Raw genomic sequence first — 18,627 nt, forward strand, 5'->3', positions numbered from 1 at the left:
CATCGGGTTTCGTTCAATTGCCGCCTTCCTTCAACTCGAATTATTCAGGGCATATTAAGGAAGGTTTTCGGATGGAACAGATAGCAAAACCGCACTGCGGCGCCAGGCTGGATCGCCTGCCTGACTGTCGCTGGCACACTACGATGTTTGCCATGGTCGCTTTCGGACTACTGGTCTGCTGGAGTAATGCCGTCGGCGGGTTAATTCTTGCGCAGTTAAAAGAACTCGGTTGGACTGATAATTCTACTACCGCTACGTTTTCCGCCATGACGACGGCGGGAATGTTTCTTGGGGCGCTCGGCGGCGGCATCATTGGCGATAAGATCGGCCGTAAAAACGCGTTCATTCTGTATGAAGCGATTCATATTATTGCCATGGTCGTCGGGGCGTTTTCCCCGAATATGAACTTCCTGATCGCCTGCCGTTTTGTCATGGGAGTGGGATTAGGCGCGCTGCTGGTGACCTTATTTGCCGGTTTTACTGAATATATGCCCGGTAGAAATCGTGGCACCTGGTCCAGTCGGGTCTCGTTCATCGGCAACTGGTCCTATCCACTCTGTTCACTGATTGCAATGGGATTAACGCCGCTAATTAGCGCGGAATGGAACTGGCGCGTGCAATTGCTGATCCCTGCCGTGCTGTCGCTGATTGCCACCGTTATTGCCTGGCGCAGTTTCCCTGAATCGCCCCGCTGGCTGGAGTCTCGCGGACGCTATGCGGAAGCTGAAAAGGTGATGCTGGCCATTGAAGAGGGTGTGGTTCAGCAGACGGGCAAGCCGCTGCCGCCGGTGGCTCTCGAAGATGACGGAAAACCGCCGCGTGCCGTTCCCTATTCGGCCTTGTTAACGGGCGTATTACTCAGACGGGTTATTTTAGGTTCCTTCGTACTGATTGCCATGAATGTCGTGCAGTACACCTTGATTAACTGGTTGCCGACGATATTTATGACCCAGGGAATTAATCTGAAAGACTCTATTGTTTTAAATACCATGAGTATGTTCGGCGCACCGTTCGGGATTTTTATTGCCATGCTGGTGATGGATAAAATACCCAGAAAGACCATGGGGGTGGGACTGTTAGTGTTAATTGCCGTCCTGGGATATATCTACTCGCTGCAAACTAGCATGCTGTTGATTACGTTAATTGGTTTCTTCCTGATTACTTTTGTCTATATGTACGTTTGTTACGCCTCTGCGGTTTATGTCCCGGAAATATGGCCAACCGAAGCGAAGCTCCGCGGTTCTGGCCTGGCGAACGCGGTCGGGCGAATCAGCGGTATCGCTGCGCCCTATGCAGTTGCGGTATTGCTTAGCGCTTACGGCGTGACGGGGGTGTTTGTGCTACTGGGGGCCGTCTCAATTATTGTCGCTATTGCTATCGCTACTATCGGAATTGAAACCAAAGGCGTCTCTGTCGAAAGTCTCGGTATTGATGCAGTTACCAGTAAATAATATTCACAGGAAATAAAATGAAAAATTCGAAAGCGATATTGCAAACTCCGGGCACAATGAAAATTATTGCTGCCGATATCCCGGTGCCCAAAGAACATGAAGTGCTGATCAAAATTGAATACGTCGGTATTTGCGGTTCAGATGTTCACGGGTTTGAGTCCGGCCCCTTTATTCCGCCGAAAGATCCCCATCAGGAAATTGGCCTGGGGCACGAATGCGCCGGTACGGTGGTAGCGGTAGGAAATCGTGTTAGCAAATTTAAGCCGGGCGAACGGGTGAATATTGAACCCGGCGTGCCGTGCGGCCACTGCCGCTACTGCCTGGAGGGGAAATATAATATTTGTCCCGACGTTGACTTTATGGCCACGCAGCCTAATTACCGCGGCGCGCTAACCCACTATCTGTGCCATCCAGAGAGCTTCACTTACAGGCTACCTGATAACATGGACACCATGGAAGGGGCGCTGGTGGAACCCGCTGCGGTCGGTATGCACGCTGCGATGCTGGCGGACGTTAAGCCGGGTAAGAAGATCGTTATTCTTGGCGCAGGCTGTATTGGTTTAATGACCCTCCAGGCGTGTAAGTGCATGGGCGCAACCGACATCGCTGTCGTTGATGTGCTGGATAAACGCCTTGCCATGGCCGGGAAGCTCGGGGCCAAAACCGTTATCAACGGGGCAAACGAGGACACCCTTGCGCGCTGCCAGCAGTTCTCCGGCGAGATGGGGGCCGATATCGTTTTCGAAACTGCCGGTTCGGCCATCACCGTTAAGCAGGCACCCTATCTGGTTATGCGTGGGGGAAAAATCATGATCGTCGGTACGGTTCCCGGCGATTCAGCGATTAACTTCCTCAAGATTAACCGTGAAGTTTCGATTCAGACTGTCTTCCGCTATGCCAACCGCTATCCGGTCACCATTGAAGCTATCTCTTCCGGGCGTTTCGATGTGAAGTCGATGGTGACACATATTTACGATTATGAGGATGTTCAGCGCGCGTTTGATGAATCCGTTAACAACAAACGCGAAATTATTAAAGGCGTTATTAAAGTTAATCATTAATTTATTGGAAAGGGAGAAACAACCATGTTGGCAGATATTAAATATTGGGAAAACGATGCTCAGAATAAACATTATGCGATTGCCCACTTTAACGTGTGGAATGCAGAAATGTTAATGGGGGTAATTGATGCGGCGGAAGAGTCTAAATCACCGGTGATTATCTCTTTCGGCACCGGATTTGTGGGAAATACTTCGTTTGAAGATTTTTCGCATATGATGGTTTCTATGGCGAAAAAGGCTTCGGTACCGGTGATCACCCACTGGGATCACGGGCGCAGTATGGAGATTATCCACAACGCCTGGGCCCACGGCATGAATTCACTGATGCGCGACGCATCCGCCTTTGATTTCGAAGAGAATATTCGCCTGACCAAAGAGGCGGTGGACTACTTCCATCCGCTGGGTGTTCCGGTCGAAGCGGAGCTGGGGCACGTGGGGAATGAAACGGTCTACGAAGAAGCGCTGGCGGGCTATCACTATACCGACCCGGATCAGGCTGCGGAATTTGTCGAGCGTACCGGCTGCGATTCACTGGCGGTGGCGATTGGCAACCAGCACGGCGTTTATACTTCTGAACCGAAACTGAATTTTGATGTGGTTAAACGCGTGCGCGAGGCGGTTTCCGTGCCGCTGGTTCTGCACGGCGCGTCCGGCATTAGCGATGCGGATATTAAGAAGGCCATTTCATTAGGTATTTCGAAAATCAATATCCACACTGAACTGTGTCAGGCGGCAATGTCGGCTGTGCAGGAGAACCAGAATCAGCCTTTCCTGCACGTTGAGCGCGAAGTCCGCAAAGCGGTAAAACAGCGCGCGCTGGAGAAAATCAAACTGTTTGGCTCTGACGGTAAAGCGGAATGACAATATGGATCATATCGAGGTTATTTGTATAGGGGCGGCAATCGTTGATATTCCCTTACAGCCGGTGAGTAAAAATATTTTTGATGTCGACTCTTATCCTTTAGAACGAATCGCCATGACCACCGGGGGAGACGCAATTAATGAAGCGACTATTATTTCTCGTCTTGGTCATCGTACCGCGTTAATTAGCCGGATAGGGGATGACGCTGCCGGGCATTTTATAGTAGAGCACTGCCGGCGTGAGAATATTGATATTCACAGTCTGAGGCAGGATGGCGAAATTGATACCTCAATCAACGTGGGCTTAGTTACCGCTGATGGCGAGCGTACTTTTGTGACTAACCGCAACGGCAGTCTGTGGAAGCTGAATATTAATGATGTCGATTTTGACCGCTTCTCTCAGGCAAAGCTGCTGTCGCTGGCGAGTATTTTTAATAGTCCGCTGCTCGACGGTAAAGCGTTAACGGAGATTTTCATTCAGGCGAAAGCGCACGGATTAATTATTTGTGCCGATATGATTAAGCCGCGGCTTAACGAAACGCTGGAAGATATTCGACAGGCGCTGAGCTACGTAGATTATTTGTTTCCCAATTTTGCCGAAGCAAAACTGCTCACCGGCAAAGAGACGCTGAATGAGATTGCCGACAGTTTCCTGAGCTGCGGCGTGAAAACGGTGGTCATTAAGACCGGCAAGAGAGGCTGCTTTATTAAGCGTGCTGATATGAAGATGGAGGTTCCGGCGGTTTCAGGAATTACCGCCATCGACACCATCGGCGCGGGGGACAACTTTGCCTCGGGATTTATCTCCGCGCTGCTTGAAGGTAAGCCGCTGCGCGAGTGCGCATTGTTTGCTAACGCAACGGCTGCGATCTCGGTGCTTAGCGTGGGCGCCACGACGGGCGTGAAAAACAGAAAGCTGGTTGAACAACTTCTCGACGAATACGAAGGGTAATAGCGGCAGATGAATATGATTCCTTTAGGCAGTACGGATATTACGCTTTCTCGCATGGGATTAGGGACATGGGCCATTGGCGGCGGCCCGGCATGGAACGGCGATCTCGACCTGCAGATTTGTATCGACACCATTGTTGAGGCGCATCGCTGCGGCATTAATTTGATTGATACCGCGCCAGGCTACAACTTCGGTAACAGCGAAGTCATTGTCGGTCAGGCGCTGAAGCACCTGCCGCGCAGCGAGATCGTGGTTGAAACCAAATGCGGTATTGTCTGGGAGCGTACGGGCAGTCTGTTTAATAAAGTCGGCGATCGCCAGCTGTATAAAAACCTTACCCCCGAGTCGATTCGGGAGGAGGTGGATGCCAGCCTGCAAAGACTTGGCATCGAAAGCATCGATATTTATATGACCCATTGGCAGTCGGTTGAACCCTTTTTTACGTCGATTGCTGAAACCGTCAGCACGCTAAACGAGCTGAAGAAGGAGGGGAAAATACGTTCAATTGGTGCGGCTAACGTGGATGCCGGGCATATCAGGGAGTATCTCAGGCATGGCGAGCTGGATATCGTGCAGGCTAAGTACAGCATTCTCGATCGAGCGCTGGAAGCAGAACTACTGCCGTTATGCGAGCAGCATGGCATCGTGTTACAGGTCTATTCACCGCTTGAGCAGGGACTGCTGACGGGCACTATCGCGCGAGATTATATCCCGGGCGGTGCGCGGGCCAATAAAGTCTGGTTCCAGCGTGAAAACATGCTGCGGGTGATTGATATGCTTGAGCAGTGGCAGCCGCTTTGTGATAAATATCGCTGTACTATCCCCGCACTGGCGCTCGCGTGGATTTTAAAGCAAAGCGATTTAATCACTTTGTTGAGCGGCGCAACGGCGCCAGAGCAGGTGCGTGAAAATGTCGACGCCCTGACCATTGCCCTGACCGATGAGGACTCATTGTTGATGAGGCGAGTGGCGGAAGCGTTGGAGACGAAATAAGATTGATGTATTGACCTCTGTTTCTGTGTGAAATAACATTAAAATCTGTGATTCAGACATGTTTTTTTGAAAGTAAATATAGTCTGTGAGATACTTGGGTCTTATTATTACTTTGCAGGAAACAGGGGTGTCATCGTGGCGGCAAAAGACAGAATTCAGACCATCAAGCAAATGGTTGCGAACGATAAGAGGGTGGCGGTTTCTAATTTAAGTTCAATTTTTCAGGTTACTGAAGAAACCATTCGCCGCGATCTGGAAAAACTAGAAAATGAAGGTTTTTTGACCCGAACCTATGGTGGTGCGGTATTAAATACTACCGCGTTGTCCGACAATATTCATTTTTATAAACGTGCAAAGTCTTTTTTAGAAGAGAAGCAGACCATCGCTCGTAATGCATTACCATTTATTAAAAATAAAACTACTATGGCTGCCGACTCCAGCAGTACGGCGATGGAATTATTAAAGCTGCTGAAGGAACGCAACGATCTCACGCTGCTAACCAACTCGGCTGAAGCCTTTCATGAGCTGGCGCAGTCTGAAATCAACGTGGTTTCTACCGGCGGCGAGTTGAATAAGAATACGCTGTCACTGCAGGGAAGGATCACTAAGGAAATTATTAGTCGTTATCATGTTGATATTATGGTGATGAGCTGCAAAGGTCTGGATATGCAGAGCGGGGCGCTTGACTCTAACGAAGCGGAAGCAGAAATCAAGAAAACCATGATCCGCCAGGCCACGGAAGTGGCTCTGCTGGTCGATCATTCAAAATTTGATCGTAAAGCTTTCGTCCAACTCGTGGATTTTAGCCATATTAATTATCTTATAACCAATAAGGCTCCGGGTGCAGAGTGGATTGCATTTTGTAAAGAAAATAATATTCAACTCGTTTATTAACTCCAGGGTTGGTCGTGTCGATATTATTTTAGCTTGTACCTGGATCATGCCATAAAAATTTAATGATGATGGTGGCGCGGGGAAAATGACTCTGCTGCGCTCGCCATATTCTATATTTTAGCTGAATTTGAGGCATCCAGATGGAACAATGTGACCCTATCGGCGCAAGATTAGATCGCTTACCCTTATCCCGATTTCATTTTCGTATTTTCGGTATCATTAGTTTTAGTTTATTAATCACTGGCTTTCTCAGCTATTCCGGTAACGTGGTGTTAGCCAAGTTAGTCAGTAACGGCTGGTCAAATAATTACCTCAATGCGGCATTCACCTCGGCACTGATGTTTGGCTACTTTCTCGGGTCGCTGGCCGGTGGGTTTATTGGCGATTATCTCGGACGACGTAAAGCATTTCGCGTGAATTTACTGATCGTCGGGATCTCTGCCTGCGCGGCAACCTTTGTACCCAACATGTACTGGCTTATCTTTTTCCGCTGTTTGATGGGCACTGGAATGGGGGCGCTAATTATGGTGGGCTATGCCTCATTTACCGAATTTATTCCTCCCGCGGTGCGCGGGAAATGGTCTGCCCGGCTGTCATTTGTCGGCAACTGGTCGCCAATGCTATCGGCGGCAATTGGCATCGTGGTTATTGCCTTTTTAAGCTGGCGGGTGATGTTCCTGCTTGGCGGTGCGGCAATGCTGCTGGCCTGGTATCTGTCGGGGAAATATTTTATTGAATCTCCTCGCTGGCTTGCGGGCAAAGGACAGCGAAGCGCGGCGGAAAAGCACCTCCTGCAGGTGGAGTCACAAATCGAGGAAGAGAAAAAAATCACCTTGCCCGCCTGGCACAGCGCTGGCCATATGGCGGACCCGGGCGTGGAAAGCGGGTCGTTCTGGCTACTGTTTAAAGGCCAGATGCTGCGGCGAACGCTGGTGGCGATCACGGTACTTGTCGCCATGAATATTTCGCTCTATACCATTACGGTGTGGATCCCGACGATTTTTGTCAATTCGGGGATCGACGTGACAAAATCTATCTTGATGACCGCGATTATTATGATTGGCGCGCCGGTTGGGATATTTATTGCTGCACTGATTATTGACCGTTTTCCGCGGCGATTATTTGGCTCATCCCTGCTGATTATTATTGCAATGCTCGGGTACTTCTATTCCATTCAAACAGAAGAGTGGGCTATTTTGAGCTATGGCCTGGTGATGATCTTTTTCCTGTACATGTATGTCTGCTTTGCCTCGGCGGTGTATGTACCGGAGCTGTGGCCAACGCATCTCCGATTACGTGGTTCGGGCTTTGTTAACGCGGTGGGGAGAATTGTCGCCGTATTTACGCCCTACGGCGTCGCCATTCTGTTGACCCGCTACGGCTCGATTACGGTCTTTATCGTCCTCGGCGTGATGCTGGTGCTTTGTGCGCTGATTCTGTTCTGCTTCGGCATCGAAACGCGCAAGGTTTCGCTGGAAGAGATTTCAACTCTGGTTTGAGATAACAGGCCGGCAGGTTTTCCCGCCGGCCTGTTTTAAGCCTGAGTTTCCAGCCAGTCGTCGAGGGTGTACAGCGTAGCGCCCGCGGCGGCCATCTCCATAAAGGCGTGCGCGCTATCCTGCGGCTGGAGGTTGACCCCGCGGCAGCCGTCGGTAATGACGTTGACGGTATAGCCGAGATTCAGCGCATCCAGCACGGTGAATTTGACGCAGTAATCGGTCGCCAGCCCAAGAACGATCAGATCGGTGATATCGCGTTGGCGCAGCCACTCATCAAGCCGGGTTTTTTGCCGATGTCCGTTGTCAAAAAATGCGCTGTAGCTGTCGATCGCCGGATTTTCCCCTTTATGAAACACCGCGGCTATCGCCTGCTGCTGCAGCAGCGGATGCAGCGCCGCACCTTCGCCGTTCTGCACGCAGTGATCGGGCCAGAACGTTTGCGCCAGGCCATCGAGCTGTCCCTGGGTATAAGGTTCGACCTGATGTTGGCTGGCGAAGCTGCCGTGGTTTGCCGGGTGCCAGTCCTGGCTGGCGACAACGGTTTCGCCGCGGGCGAGACAATGGTCGATAAGTCGGTTGGCGATATCTATGGTGCTATCACCTTCCGGTACGGCAAGTGCGCCGCCCGCGCAAAAATCGTTTTGTAAATCGACCAGCAGTAGTGCGCGATTCGTCATCGGTTCTCCTTACTCATCGGGGGTCAGTTCGCCACGCAGGTTTTCCTGCATCAGGTTGCGAATCTCATCGACGCTCAGATTCTGACTCAGCAGGTAGTGTAGCTTGGTCAGCGTGGCCTCAACGGTCATATCAAAACCGCTGATGACGCCTGCCTGGGCGAGGGCGTTACCGGTGGCATACCCGCCCATATTGACCTTGCCGGACATGCACTGGGTCAGGTTAATGACCACGATCCCGCGCTGGCTGGCTTCCGCCAGAACCTGGATGAACTCGCCGTTTTGCGGGGCGTTGCCGACGCCATAGGAGCGCAGAATCAACGCTTTCACCGGCTGACGCAGGAAATTTCGCACCACATCGGCAGAAATGCCCGGATAAATCGTAACGACGCCAATTGGCTGCGGCGTGATGGGATGCACAATCAGCTCGCCGATACCGTGTGGCGCTGGCGGCGTGCCGAGGCGACGAATGTGGATCCCGGCTTCCAGTAAAGGAGCCAGATTGGGAGAGGCGAAGGCATCGAAACCATCGGCATGAGCTTTGGTCGTGCGGTTGCCGCGATAGAGACGATTATTGAAGAACAGCGTCACTTCATTAATCGGGTAATTAGCGGCAACGTACAGAGCATTCAGCAAATTGATCTGCCCGTCGGAGCGCAGCTCGGCTAACGGGATTTGTGACCCTGTCACAATAACCGGTTTACCCAGATGCTCGAGCATGAACGACAGCGCTGAGGCGGTAAAGGCCATGGTGTCAGTGCCGTGCAGGATAACAAAGCCGTCGTACTCGTCGTAATGCGCGCGGATGTCGTCGGCGATGTGCTGCCAGTCTTCTGGCGTCATATCGGAAGAGTCCATCAGCGGTTCATATTCATGAATCGTAAAGTCCGGCATCTCCGGACGGTGGAACTCAGGCATCAGCGCCAGCTGACGCTGCAGGTGGCCGGAAACGGGAATATAACCGTGTTCTGAGCGCTGCATACCGATGGTCCCACCGGTGTAGGCAACGTAAATCGATTTCTTTTGCATATCATCGCTTAGGTTGTACATAGACTGGCGCAGTATAAGGTGACCGCTAAAAAAATACAGCGCAATCCCCTTCATACTTCAAGTTGCAGGTGCGTTGGCGCGCATGTTCCCCCGACAACATTGACGTTGTCGGGGGAGAGGGGCCAGATGGAGGAATTAGCGGATATTGGCGCAGGTTAAGCAGAACGCGTAGCGGTTCTGCGGATCGTTGAACGCGGCGAGCTTATCGCTCTCAGCCTTGACGGCATTGGCCGCGGCGGCAACCGGCGCCGGCAGCCAGGCCTGCAGTGCCGCTGGCAGCGACGCGCGGACCGAACCGGTCAGGCTATCGATCACCATTGAGAAGAACGTCGGCTCTTCCTGATAGTAGTTGATATGCCACTGTTTCAGCTTCGCCAGCTCCGCGGCTTTTGCCACCGCGTCGTCAAAGTCGCCCAGGCTATCAACCAGCCCGTTAGCTTTCGCATCTTCACCGGTCCAGACATGGCCCTGGGCAATCTGGTCGATTTTCTCCGGCGTACTGTTACGCGCGTTGGCCACCAGCGTGATAAAACGTTTGTAGCCGTTTTCGATGCTCAGCTGCATCAGTTGCTGAACTTCAGGCGGCAGCGATTTGGTGGTGGAGACATCGGCCAGCGCCGACGTCGCCACGCCATCGGTATGGACGCCGATCGAATCCAGCGTATTTTCGACGGTGTTAATGACGCCGAAGATGCCAATCGAGCCGGTGAGGGTGCTTGGGTTGGCGACGATATAGTTGGCCGGCGTGGAGATCCAGTAGCCGCCGGAAGCGGCCATGCCGCCCATGGAGACCACCACCGGTTTACCTGCGGCTTTCGCCGCCGCCAGCTCTTCACGAATCACTTCCGAGGCGCTGACGCTGCCGCCCGGGCTGTTGACGCGCAGGACAATCGCTTTCACCTTCGGATCGAGGCGGGCATCGCGAATCTGTGCGGCGGTCGTGTCTCCGCCGACGTTACCCGGCGTCTCTTCGCCGTCCATGATCGCGCCGTTAGCGAAGATCACCGCAATGGTAGCGCCCTGGTCAGACGGCGTTTTCACGCTGTAATCGTAATAGCTGATCGCGCGATAGTTATTATCCGCTTTGCTCCAGCCGAACTGTTTGGTCAGCGCCTTCTCCACGTCGGTGGCGGTACCCAGCTCATCTACCAGCTTGTTGTTCAGCGCGTACTGCGCCGTATCGCCGTCCACTTTACGCAGACCGTCAATCAGCCCCTGAGCGCCAGGGAACAGCTGCTGAGCCGTGATTTGGCGGTTAGCGGCGATGGTATTGAGGTAGTTTTGCCACAGCTCGCCAATCCAGCGGCTGTCGGCTTCACGGGCGGCAGGCGACATATCGTCGCGGATAAACGGCTCGACCGCCGATTTATAGGTCCCGACGCGGAAAACGTGGGTTGAGACTTTTAGCTTGTCGAGCAGAGATTTGTAATACAGGCCGTTGGTGGCAAAACCGTGCAGATCGACCTCACCCTGCGGCGAAAGCCAGATTTTATTGGCGAAGCTTGCCAGATAGTACTGCCCCTGGCTGTAGCTGCTCCCCACGGCATACACCGGTTTACCGCTATCGCGGAATTCGCGCAGCGCCTTACCGATATACTGCATTGAAGGCTGATCGCCGCCGGCAAAATTTTTCAGATCGAGGACGATACCGGTGATATTGCGGTCATCTTTCGCCTGACGAATGGTCTGTACGATATCAAACAGCGAGTTTTCCTGGAGACGGTCGGAACTGGCGCCAAAGAGCTGACGACCGATCACGCCGAGTTTGCTACTGGCGGACGGTTTATCGACCACCACGCCGGTGATATCCATCAGCAGCGCGCCGCGAGCGGTATGTTCCGTTGTGGTGCTGCTGAACTGTGCCCAGATACCGACACAAACCAGAACCAGCAACAGGAAAACCACGTTCAGTGCGAGCTGGCGAATAAAGTTGAGTACCCGCCATGTCCATTTAAAAAATCCGGCGAGCAGCCGCCAAAGAGTTCGCATGTATTCTCCCTAACATTGTTAAAAATGGGCTAACCGCATGGGTTGCCGCGTCTGGTTATCCTAAAGAGACGGCTGACGCTTGTCAGCAGGAATCACCGGTCGTGCTGTAACAAAATTCTTGCGCATGTTAATTTTATGCAAAATGACATCACAGGAGTTACACAGATGGATGCTCTCGAACTACTGATAAACCGCCGCAGCGCTTCTCGTCTTGCAGAGCCGGCACCGAGCGGTGAACAACTGGAAAACATTCTCCGCGCCGGACTGCGCGCCCCGGATCATGGGACGCTGCAACCCTGGCGTTTCTTTATTATTTCTGATGAAGGCCGTGAACGCTTCAGTCAATTGCTGGAGAAAGGGGCGATTGAGGCCGGGCAGGATGACAAAGGTATTGAAAAGGCCCGCAGTGCGCCGTTCCGCGCTCCGCTGATTATCACCGTCGTCGCCCGCTGTGAAGATCACCCGAAGGTGCCGAAATGGGAGCAGGAAATGTCGGCCGGCTGCGCCGTGATGGCCATGCAGATGGCGGCGTTGGCGCAGGGATTTAACGGTATCTGGCGCAGCGGCGCATTGACCGAAAGCCCGATCGTCCGGGAAGGTTTTGCCTGCCGCGAGCAGGATAAAATCGTCGGTTTTCTCTATCTGGGAACGCCGCAGCTTAAAGCCTCCACGACCGTTTCTCTGCCGGACACCGCGCCGTTTGTGGTCCGTTTCTGAGCAACGCAGAGTCAGAACAGCCCGGCAGGCGTGAACCGCCGGGCTGTCGCGCCGACTATTTCTGCTGTTTCGCAAACTCGTCTTTGGCTTTTTGCAGCTGCTGCTGGAAGGCCGGATTGGTATGCAGGGTTGCAACCACCGCCGAGCCGACAATCCGCGCGGCGTCAACATCGCTCTGCCAGTGGTAACCGCAGATCACCCGACTTTCACCGAGCTCATAGCCGCGCTTGAGAATCTCATTCTGGCGCTGCGGGTTGATTTCGGCCAGCACCAGGGCGGTCGCCCAGCCGATAGAGGTGTGTCCGGAAGGGTAGGAGCCGTTTTTCGACAGCTTATCCTGTTCGGTGGTATTGCAGGTGGACACGCCGTAGAAGGCAAACGGACGAATACGCATATACTTCTCTTTCGCGCCTCGGGTCGCCAGATCGCCCGCGTCTTCAATCATGTTGGTGAGCAGTTTGTGCAGCGCCGGGGCGTCTTTTTCGCTGATCGGGGAGCCGAATGCTGCGGAGAAGGCGTTGGCCACGCCACCCGCGCTCAGGTTGGCATCCTCTGCCGCCAACTTGCCGCGGGCGGTGGCGCGCAGCAGACGGCCTTTCTCATACATCGCCTGATCGTTTAAAAACGCAATGCTGCCCACTTCCGGCGGCGGTGGCAACAGCGCCAGGCTGTCAATGGCCTGGGCATTTTTCAGATAGTAGAGATCGGGCTTGGTGGTGGCATCATTGCCGGCGGGAACCAGCGCAAAGGCGCTAACTGAAAAGAGGCTGGCAAGGCAAAGGGCGAGTACACGCTTTTTCATCAAGATATCCTTATTGTGGTGGAGGGGGACAATGGAGCGAAACTGACGCATTAAGATCCATTGTTTTGCTGAAATTAAGAGTCTGTCTCCTCAGGGCTATTTTGCGGAGCATTTTGCCCCGGGCAACGCTGACAACGATTTCACCTTTCAGGGCGGCCCGTGCGCAACCTGCCTGTGCCAATAACGCCTGCCGGGATAGACGCTAAACTCTCTCATCCGGCGCGTTTTTCTTTGCCGGATGAGAGACGACTCAGGTACCTTTGATACCTGTTTACCGATAAACCGAACGCGCGATGCGGGTGTAGGTATGCCTGACCCCACGAATAGCAATACTGTAGGCCAGAATATTCTCCGGTAATGCCATCCCCATATAACCCGTATCGCCAATATGGTGCAGGTCGGCGCCCGCCATTTTACTCATCAACGCTATCTGACGAACGGTGCCGACATCAGCGCCTTCCTGGGAGGTCCCAATCGCCGTCATCGCCAGCACGCCATGCGCATGCGCCGTATCGATAAGCGATGCCACACGTTGCTGACTCATTCCCGGTATCGTGCCTGGGGCCGGGAGCAACACAATATCCGCCCCCTGGGCGGCGAACCAGCTAACATCCTGCTCGCTGATAATGCTGCTGCCGCTTTCGCGCACCACTCCCGCACCGTGCATTTTCCCGGTGATAATCACCGCGCTGTCGCCCACCGCCTGGCGAATCTCTTCGGCGGCGATCCCCAGCGCCCGGTTGCTGACTCCGTTAGCCGGGTTGCCCGTTAACACCAGAATTTTCGCCCCCATGGCGACCAGCTTACGGGCATTGTCAGCCGTTGCCGAGCGCCCCGGTCTCATTTTCCAGATATCGTCATGGGCAACCGCAAATTCCGGGTCTACGGCCTCCAGATTGACACCAATAATACGCCCGGTCAGGCGCTGCAGTTCATGCAGCGTTTTTTCCGGCGCGATATCGGCAGGCAACCCCTCAATATGCGGGTTTTCACAGTCAAACATATTAATCAGCAGGATATCCGCGCCCTGCGATGCGGCAAGCTCGGCATTGGTGACATTGTTCAGCAATGGCTGAGTGATGGCGATAGATTCACTGACCATGACCCGGCCTTCGCTGGCGCGAATGGCATACAGCAGCTGCGCTTTATTCATCGACACAAAATCGGAAGCACAGCAGTCCAGTAAACGTTTAGTTGTCATTGATATATGCCTCGTTGCTGAGTCAGTTCTCTGATTTTTCCTGCGGCCTGAGCAGGCAGTATCAGCGCCTCGACCCGCCGCGGCATGCTGGCGGAAAAAATTCCCTGCATCAATTTACCTCAGTCATCATCAGCCATCTTTGGTTCAGTTAAAACTAAACCACTTGTGTACCATTAGTGAACCATACAGAATAAAAATGGATCCTGCCTACGACAAAATGGCCAATTTGTGATCTGAGAGGCTTTTCTCTGTCGCTGATTTGAGGATGACAACGAGCGATTCCTGGTTAAGAATTGGTTCACAGAAACTGGACCAGTTACCACTTGCGCAGAGAGACGATGAACACAACTTCGCATCCCGGGTTTTATCTCGATCAATCCAGCGCGTTGCCGCTGTATATGCAACTGGTGAATGCCATTAAGTTAGCCGTTTCTGAAGGCCGGCTCCGTCCTGGCGATGTTCTGCCGTCAGAACGGGCGCTGGTAGAGATGCTGAATATTGCGCGAGGCACAGCCCGAAAAGCATTACAGCAGTTGCTGGAGGAGGGGGTGCTGATCCGCAATCAGGGATCCGGGACCTTCGTGGCTCCGCATGTGCGCCAGTCCCTGCCGTCGCTGGAAAGTTTTACTGAAATGGCGGCAGCGAGCGGAGGCACAGCGCAAAGCGAGCTGGTGGGATATCTGCGGCGGTTAGCAACCCAGGAGGAGCGCCATGCTCTGCAACTGACAGAGGGTCAAAGTGAAATTGTCGAATTGACCCGGCTCAGAAAAATTAACGGTATCGCCGTTTCTTTGCAGACGGCGGTTTTGCCGGCGCTTCTGCTGGATAAAATCAGCGAAATGGATGAATCGTTATATCAGCACCTGGAGACCAAAGGCTCACCGGTACTGCGGGCAACTCAGCACTTCAGGGCCGTATCAACGGACGGTCAGCTGGCTTACTATCTGAACATCAAACAAGATGAGCCGCTTTTGCTGGTGACCCGGATTGGCTTCACCTACGATGACAGGCCCGTGGAATACACCCGGACCTGGTGCCTGAATGATTACTATGATTTTACGCTTGAGCTACGTCGAGAAGCGCCATAGCGGCGCGCTGTCGCTCGGTGGCAGGCTGGCCCGCTAAGCGTGAAAATGGCGGCAGGATCCCGGGCGCAGAATTTCGCGATGGAAGGCGCTGATTTTTACCGTCCCGCCGATCCGCATTTTGTCTGAGATGTCTGATAATCCTGAACCTCATCGGACTTTCAGCGACAGTGAAAATAGCGCGGTCAAGAGGGTTGTCCATCGCAAAATCGTCTATTTGTCTGCTTAATGAGCAACCATTCGCGATTTCGGACTGTCATACTTACCACCTTGGCGTTTGAGCGCTACCATAGCGGGATTGCAATGACAGGAGATGTCCATGAGCGAGCAAGCTATTCGTTTAACGCAATACAGCCACGGAGCCGGTTGTGGTTGTAAAATTTCCCCTAAAGTACTGGAAACTATTCTGAAGAGCGATCGGGCGAAGTTTATCGATCCGAACCTGCTGGTGGGGAATGAGACCAGTGATGATGCGGCGGTTTACGACCTTGGCAACGGGACGTCGATCATCAGCACCACCGACTTTTTTATGCCGATAGTCGACAGCCCGTTCGACTTTGGCCGTATTGCCGCCACCAACGCCATCAGCGACATTTTCGCGATGGGTGGAAAACCGATTATGGCGATTGCCATTCTTGGCTGGCCGATTAATACCCTGGCGCCGGAAATTGCCCGCGAAGTCGTGGACGGCGGGCGTTTTGCCTGCCAGCAGGCGGGTATCTCCCTGGCCGGTGGCCACTCGATTGACGCCCCGGAGCCGATTTTCGGTCTGGCGGTCACCGGCGTGGTGCCCACCGAGCGGATCAAGAAAAACAGCACCGCCGAGGCGGGCTGCAGACTCTATCTCACCAAGCCGCTAGGCATTGGCGTGCTGACCACCGCAGAGAAAAAATCGCTGCTCAAACCGGAGCACCAGGGGCTGGCAACGGAAACCATGTGCCAGATGAACCTCGCCGGCGCGGCCTTTGCCACCATCGGCGGCGTAAAAGCGATGACCGACGTTACCGGTTTCGGCCTGCTGGGTCATCTGAGCGAAGTGTGTCGCGGCGCGGGTGTTCAGGCGCTACTGAACTACGCGGATATCCCGAAACTGCCGGGCGTTGAAGAGTACATTGCGGCGGGCGCCGTTCCCGGCGGCACCGGGCGCAACTTTGCCAGCTACGGCCATCTGATGGGCGACATGCCGGCAGCGTGGCGCGATCTGCTGTGTGACCCGCAAACCTCCGGCGGTCTGCTACTGGCGGTGACGCCGGAAGCGGAAGCCGAAGTGCGTGCCGCAGCCGAAGAGTTCGGAATTAAGCTTGCCGCCATCGGCGAGCTGGTGACCGCACGCGGCGGACGTCCCATGATCGAGATCCGTTGATTACATGCGGTTGTTTATTGCGGAAAAACCCAGTCTTGGTCGCGCCATCGCCGACGTGCTCCCCAAACCGCATCGCAAAGGTGATGGTTATATTGAGTGCGGTAACGGGCAGGTGGTCACCTGGTGTATCGGCCATTTGCTCGAGCAGGCTCAGCCGGACGTCTATGACGGGCGCTATGCGCGCTGGAATCTGCTCGACCTGCCTATTGTGCCGGAAAAGTGGCAGCTGCAGCCAAAACCGTCGGTGACCAAACAGCTCAACGTCATCAAGCGTCTGCTGGGCGATGCGCAGGAGGTGATTCACGCCGGTGACCCGGACAGAGAGGGACAGCTGCTGGTCGACGAAGTTCTCGACTATCTGCAGCTGGCGCCGGAAAAGCGCCAGCAGGTCCAGCGCTGCCTGATAAACGATCTCAACCCGCAGGCGGTGGAGCGGGCGATATCTCGCCTGCGCGCTAACAGCGAGTTTATTCCGCTATGCGTTTCGGCTCTGGCCCGCGCCCGCGCTGACTGGCTCTACGGGATTAATATGACCCGCGCCTATACGCTGCTCGGCCGCAATGCCGGTTACCAGGGCGTTCTGTCGGTCGGGCGGGTGCAGACGCCGGTGCTGGGGCTGGTAGTGCGGCGTGACGAAGAGATTGAGAACTTTGTCGCCAAAGATTTCTTTGACGTCAAGGCGCATATCGTGACGCCGAAGGATGAGCGTTTCGTCGCCACCTGGGTGCCGAGCGATGCCTGCGAACCGTATCAGGATGAAGAGGGGCGTCTGCTGCATCGTCCGCTGGCCGAACACGTGGTGGCGCGCATTGCGGGCCAGCCAGCGCGGGTGACCGCCTACAACGATAAGCGAGATTCGGAGCCGGCGCCGCTGCCGTTTTCGCTTTCGACGCTGCAGATTGAGGCGGCGAAGCGCTTTGGCTTTAGCGCGCAAAACGTGCTGGATATCTGCCAGAAACTGTATGAAACCCACAAACTGATTACCTATCCGCGTTCGGACAGCCGCTATCTGCCGGAAGAGCATTTTGCCGGTCGGCATGCGGTTCTTAATGCCATCGGGGTTCATGCGGAGGATCTGTTGCCGCAGCCGGCGGTTGATCCGGAAATCCGCAACCGCTGCTGGGACGATAAAAAAGTTGATGCGCACCATGCGATCATCCCGACCGCCCGCAGCAGTCAGGTGAAACTGTCCGATAACGAACAGAAGGTGTATAGCCTGATTGCGCGCCAGTATCTGATGCAGTTCTGCCCGGATGCGGTGTTCCGCAAGTGTCAGATCGATCTTGATATTGCCAATGGCAAATTTGTCGCCAAAGCGCGTTTCCTCGCCGAAGCTGGCTGGCGCGCGCTGCTGGGTAACAAAGAGCGGGATGAAGAGAACGACGGTACCCCGCTGCCGGTCGTGGCAAAAGACGACGAGCTATTGTGTGAAAAGGGCGAAGTGGTGGAGCGGCAAACTCAGCCGCCGCGCTATTTTACCGATGCAACGCTGCTGTCGGCGATGACCGGGATTGCCCGTTTTGTGCAGGATAAAGAACTGAAAAAGATTCTGCGTGCGACTGACGGTCTGGGTACGGAAGCGACCCGCGCCGGGATCATCGAGCTGCTGTTTAAGCGGGGCTTTTTAGTTAAAAAGGGACGCTATATTCACTCCTCCGATGCCGGACGCGCGCTGATTCACTCCCTGCCGGAGATGGCTGCGCGGCCGGATATGACCGCTCACTGGGAGTCGGTACTGACGCAAATCAGCGAGAAGCAGTGCCGTTATCAGGACTTTATGCAGCCGCTGGTCGGCACGCTTTATCAGCTGATTGAGCAGGCCAGGAGTACGCCGGTGCGTCAGTTCCGCGGCATTGTCGCCCCGGGCGGCGGTAAAAAGAGTTTTAGCAAAGGTAAAAGCAAAGCGAAAACGAAAGACAAGAAGCCCGCCGCGGATTCCGCCACGGAAAACCCATAAAAAAACCCCGGTCTTCCGGGGTTTTTTTATGGTTGCCGCTCATCCCCGGGGGGTAAGGGACGGCGGCAGAGAACCACG

Annotated in this window: 16 protein-coding genes; 11 read left to right on the forward strand and 5 right to left on the reverse strand. The window is 54.2% G+C overall.

Going from position 1 to position 18,627, the window contains the following annotated elements; translation table 11 throughout:
* Nucleotides 1-71 precede the first annotated feature (71 nt).
* The 7 genes from BV390_RS17045 (at nt 72) to BV390_RS17075 (ending at nt 7,711) form a co-directional block, all read left to right on the forward strand.
* Nucleotides 72-1,451: an MFS transporter gene (locus tag BV390_RS17045; protein ID WP_032688215.1), complete on the forward strand. Its 1,380-nt coding sequence runs from the start codon at nt 72-74 to the stop codon at nt 1,449-1,451.
* 17 nt (nt 1,452-1,468) lie between these two features.
* Nucleotides 1,469-2,512, forward strand: coding sequence for an NAD(P)-dependent alcohol dehydrogenase (locus tag BV390_RS17050; protein WP_085397134.1), 1,044 nt, complete (start codon nt 1,469-1,471; stop codon nt 2,510-2,512).
* Between the two features lie 24 nt (nt 2,513-2,536).
* Entirely contained in the window at nt 2,537-3,373 is an 837-nt protein-coding gene (locus tag BV390_RS17055; protein WP_032695835.1) for a ketose-bisphosphate aldolase, read from the forward strand.
* A gap of 4 nt (nt 3,374-3,377) precedes the next feature.
* Nucleotides 3,378-4,325, forward strand: a complete 948-nt coding sequence (locus BV390_RS17060; RefSeq protein ID WP_032688212.1) for a sugar kinase — start codon at nt 3,378-3,380, stop codon at nt 4,323-4,325.
* Between the two features lie 9 nt (nt 4,326-4,334).
* Nucleotides 4,335-5,318: an NADH-dependent methylglyoxal reductase gene (gene ydjG, locus BV390_RS17065; RefSeq protein ID WP_085397135.1), complete on the forward strand. Its 984-nt coding sequence runs from the start codon at nt 4,335-4,337 to the stop codon at nt 5,316-5,318.
* Nucleotides 5,319-5,453: 135 nt separating this feature from the next.
* Nucleotides 5,454-6,212, forward strand: a complete 759-nt coding sequence (locus BV390_RS17070) for a DeoR/GlpR family DNA-binding transcription regulator (protein ID WP_032695837.1) — start codon at nt 5,454-5,456, stop codon at nt 6,210-6,212.
* Nucleotides 6,213-6,352: 140 nt separating this feature from the next.
* Entirely contained in the window at nt 6,353-7,711 is a 1,359-nt protein-coding gene (locus BV390_RS17075; RefSeq protein ID WP_047664700.1) for an MFS transporter, read from the forward strand.
* Nucleotides 7,712-7,746: 35 nt separating this feature from the next.
* On the opposite strand, the gene pncA is transcribed toward BV390_RS17075, so the two are convergent.
* The 3 genes from pncA to sppA form a co-directional block, all read right to left on the reverse strand.
* The gene (pncA, locus tag BV390_RS17080; protein WP_032688205.1) at nt 7,747-8,388 is read right to left on the reverse strand and encodes a bifunctional nicotinamidase/pyrazinamidase; all 642 of its coding nucleotides are present in this window, start codon (nt 8,386-8,388) and stop codon (nt 7,747-7,749) included.
* Nucleotides 8,389-8,397: 9 nt separating this feature from the next.
* Nucleotides 8,398-9,414: an asparaginase gene (gene ansA, locus BV390_RS17085; RefSeq protein ID WP_032688358.1), complete on the reverse strand. Its 1,017-nt coding sequence runs from the start codon at nt 9,412-9,414 to the stop codon at nt 8,398-8,400.
* Between the two features lie 156 nt (nt 9,415-9,570).
* A complete protein-coding gene (gene sppA, locus BV390_RS17090; protein WP_032700221.1) occupies nt 9,571-11,424 on the reverse strand; it encodes a signal peptide peptidase SppA in 1,854 nt (617 codons plus the stop codon).
* 165 nt (nt 11,425-11,589) lie between these two features.
* Between sppA and BV390_RS17095 the strand changes: the two genes are divergently transcribed.
* Nucleotides 11,590-12,141 (forward strand): NAD(P)H nitroreductase, encoded by a 552-nt coding sequence (locus tag BV390_RS17095; protein WP_032688201.1) that lies wholly within the window; start codon nt 11,590-11,592, stop codon nt 12,139-12,141.
* A 55-nt stretch (nt 12,142-12,196) separates the two neighbouring features.
* On the opposite strand, the gene phoC is transcribed toward BV390_RS17095, so the two are convergent.
* The gene (gene phoC / locus BV390_RS17100) at nt 12,197-12,943 is read right to left on the reverse strand and encodes an acid phosphatase PhoC (protein WP_032688200.1); all 747 of its coding nucleotides are present in this window, start codon (nt 12,941-12,943) and stop codon (nt 12,197-12,199) included.
* A gap of 271 nt (nt 12,944-13,214) precedes the next feature.
* Entirely contained in the window at nt 13,215-14,144 is a 930-nt protein-coding gene (locus tag BV390_RS17105; protein WP_032688199.1) for a DUF7916 family protein, read from the reverse strand.
* 338 nt (nt 14,145-14,482) lie between these two features.
* On the opposite strand from BV390_RS17105, the gene BV390_RS17110 reads away from it, so the two are divergent.
* From BV390_RS17110 to BV390_RS17120, 3 genes are all read left to right on the forward strand, one after another.
* Entirely contained in the window at nt 14,483-15,232 is a 750-nt protein-coding gene (locus BV390_RS17110; protein ID WP_032695841.1) for a GntR family transcriptional regulator, read from the forward strand.
* A gap of 316 nt (nt 15,233-15,548) precedes the next feature.
* Nucleotides 15,549-16,592 (forward strand): selenide, water dikinase SelD, encoded by a 1,044-nt coding sequence (gene selD / locus BV390_RS17115; protein ID WP_032688196.1) that lies wholly within the window; start codon nt 15,549-15,551, stop codon nt 16,590-16,592.
* A gap of 4 nt (nt 16,593-16,596) precedes the next feature.
* Nucleotides 16,597-18,549 carry a DNA topoisomerase III gene (locus BV390_RS17120; protein WP_085397136.1) on the forward strand — a complete coding sequence of 651 codons (1,953 nt, stop codon included), beginning with the start codon at nt 16,597-16,599 and terminating at the stop codon, nt 18,547-18,549.
* Nucleotides 18,550-18,627 lie beyond the last annotated feature (78 nt).

The sequence above is a fragment of the Klebsiella sp. YJ genome, assembly GCF_002108615.1.
GTDB classification, from domain to species: Bacteria; Pseudomonadota; Gammaproteobacteria; order Enterobacterales; family Enterobacteriaceae; genus Klebsiella; species Klebsiella planticola.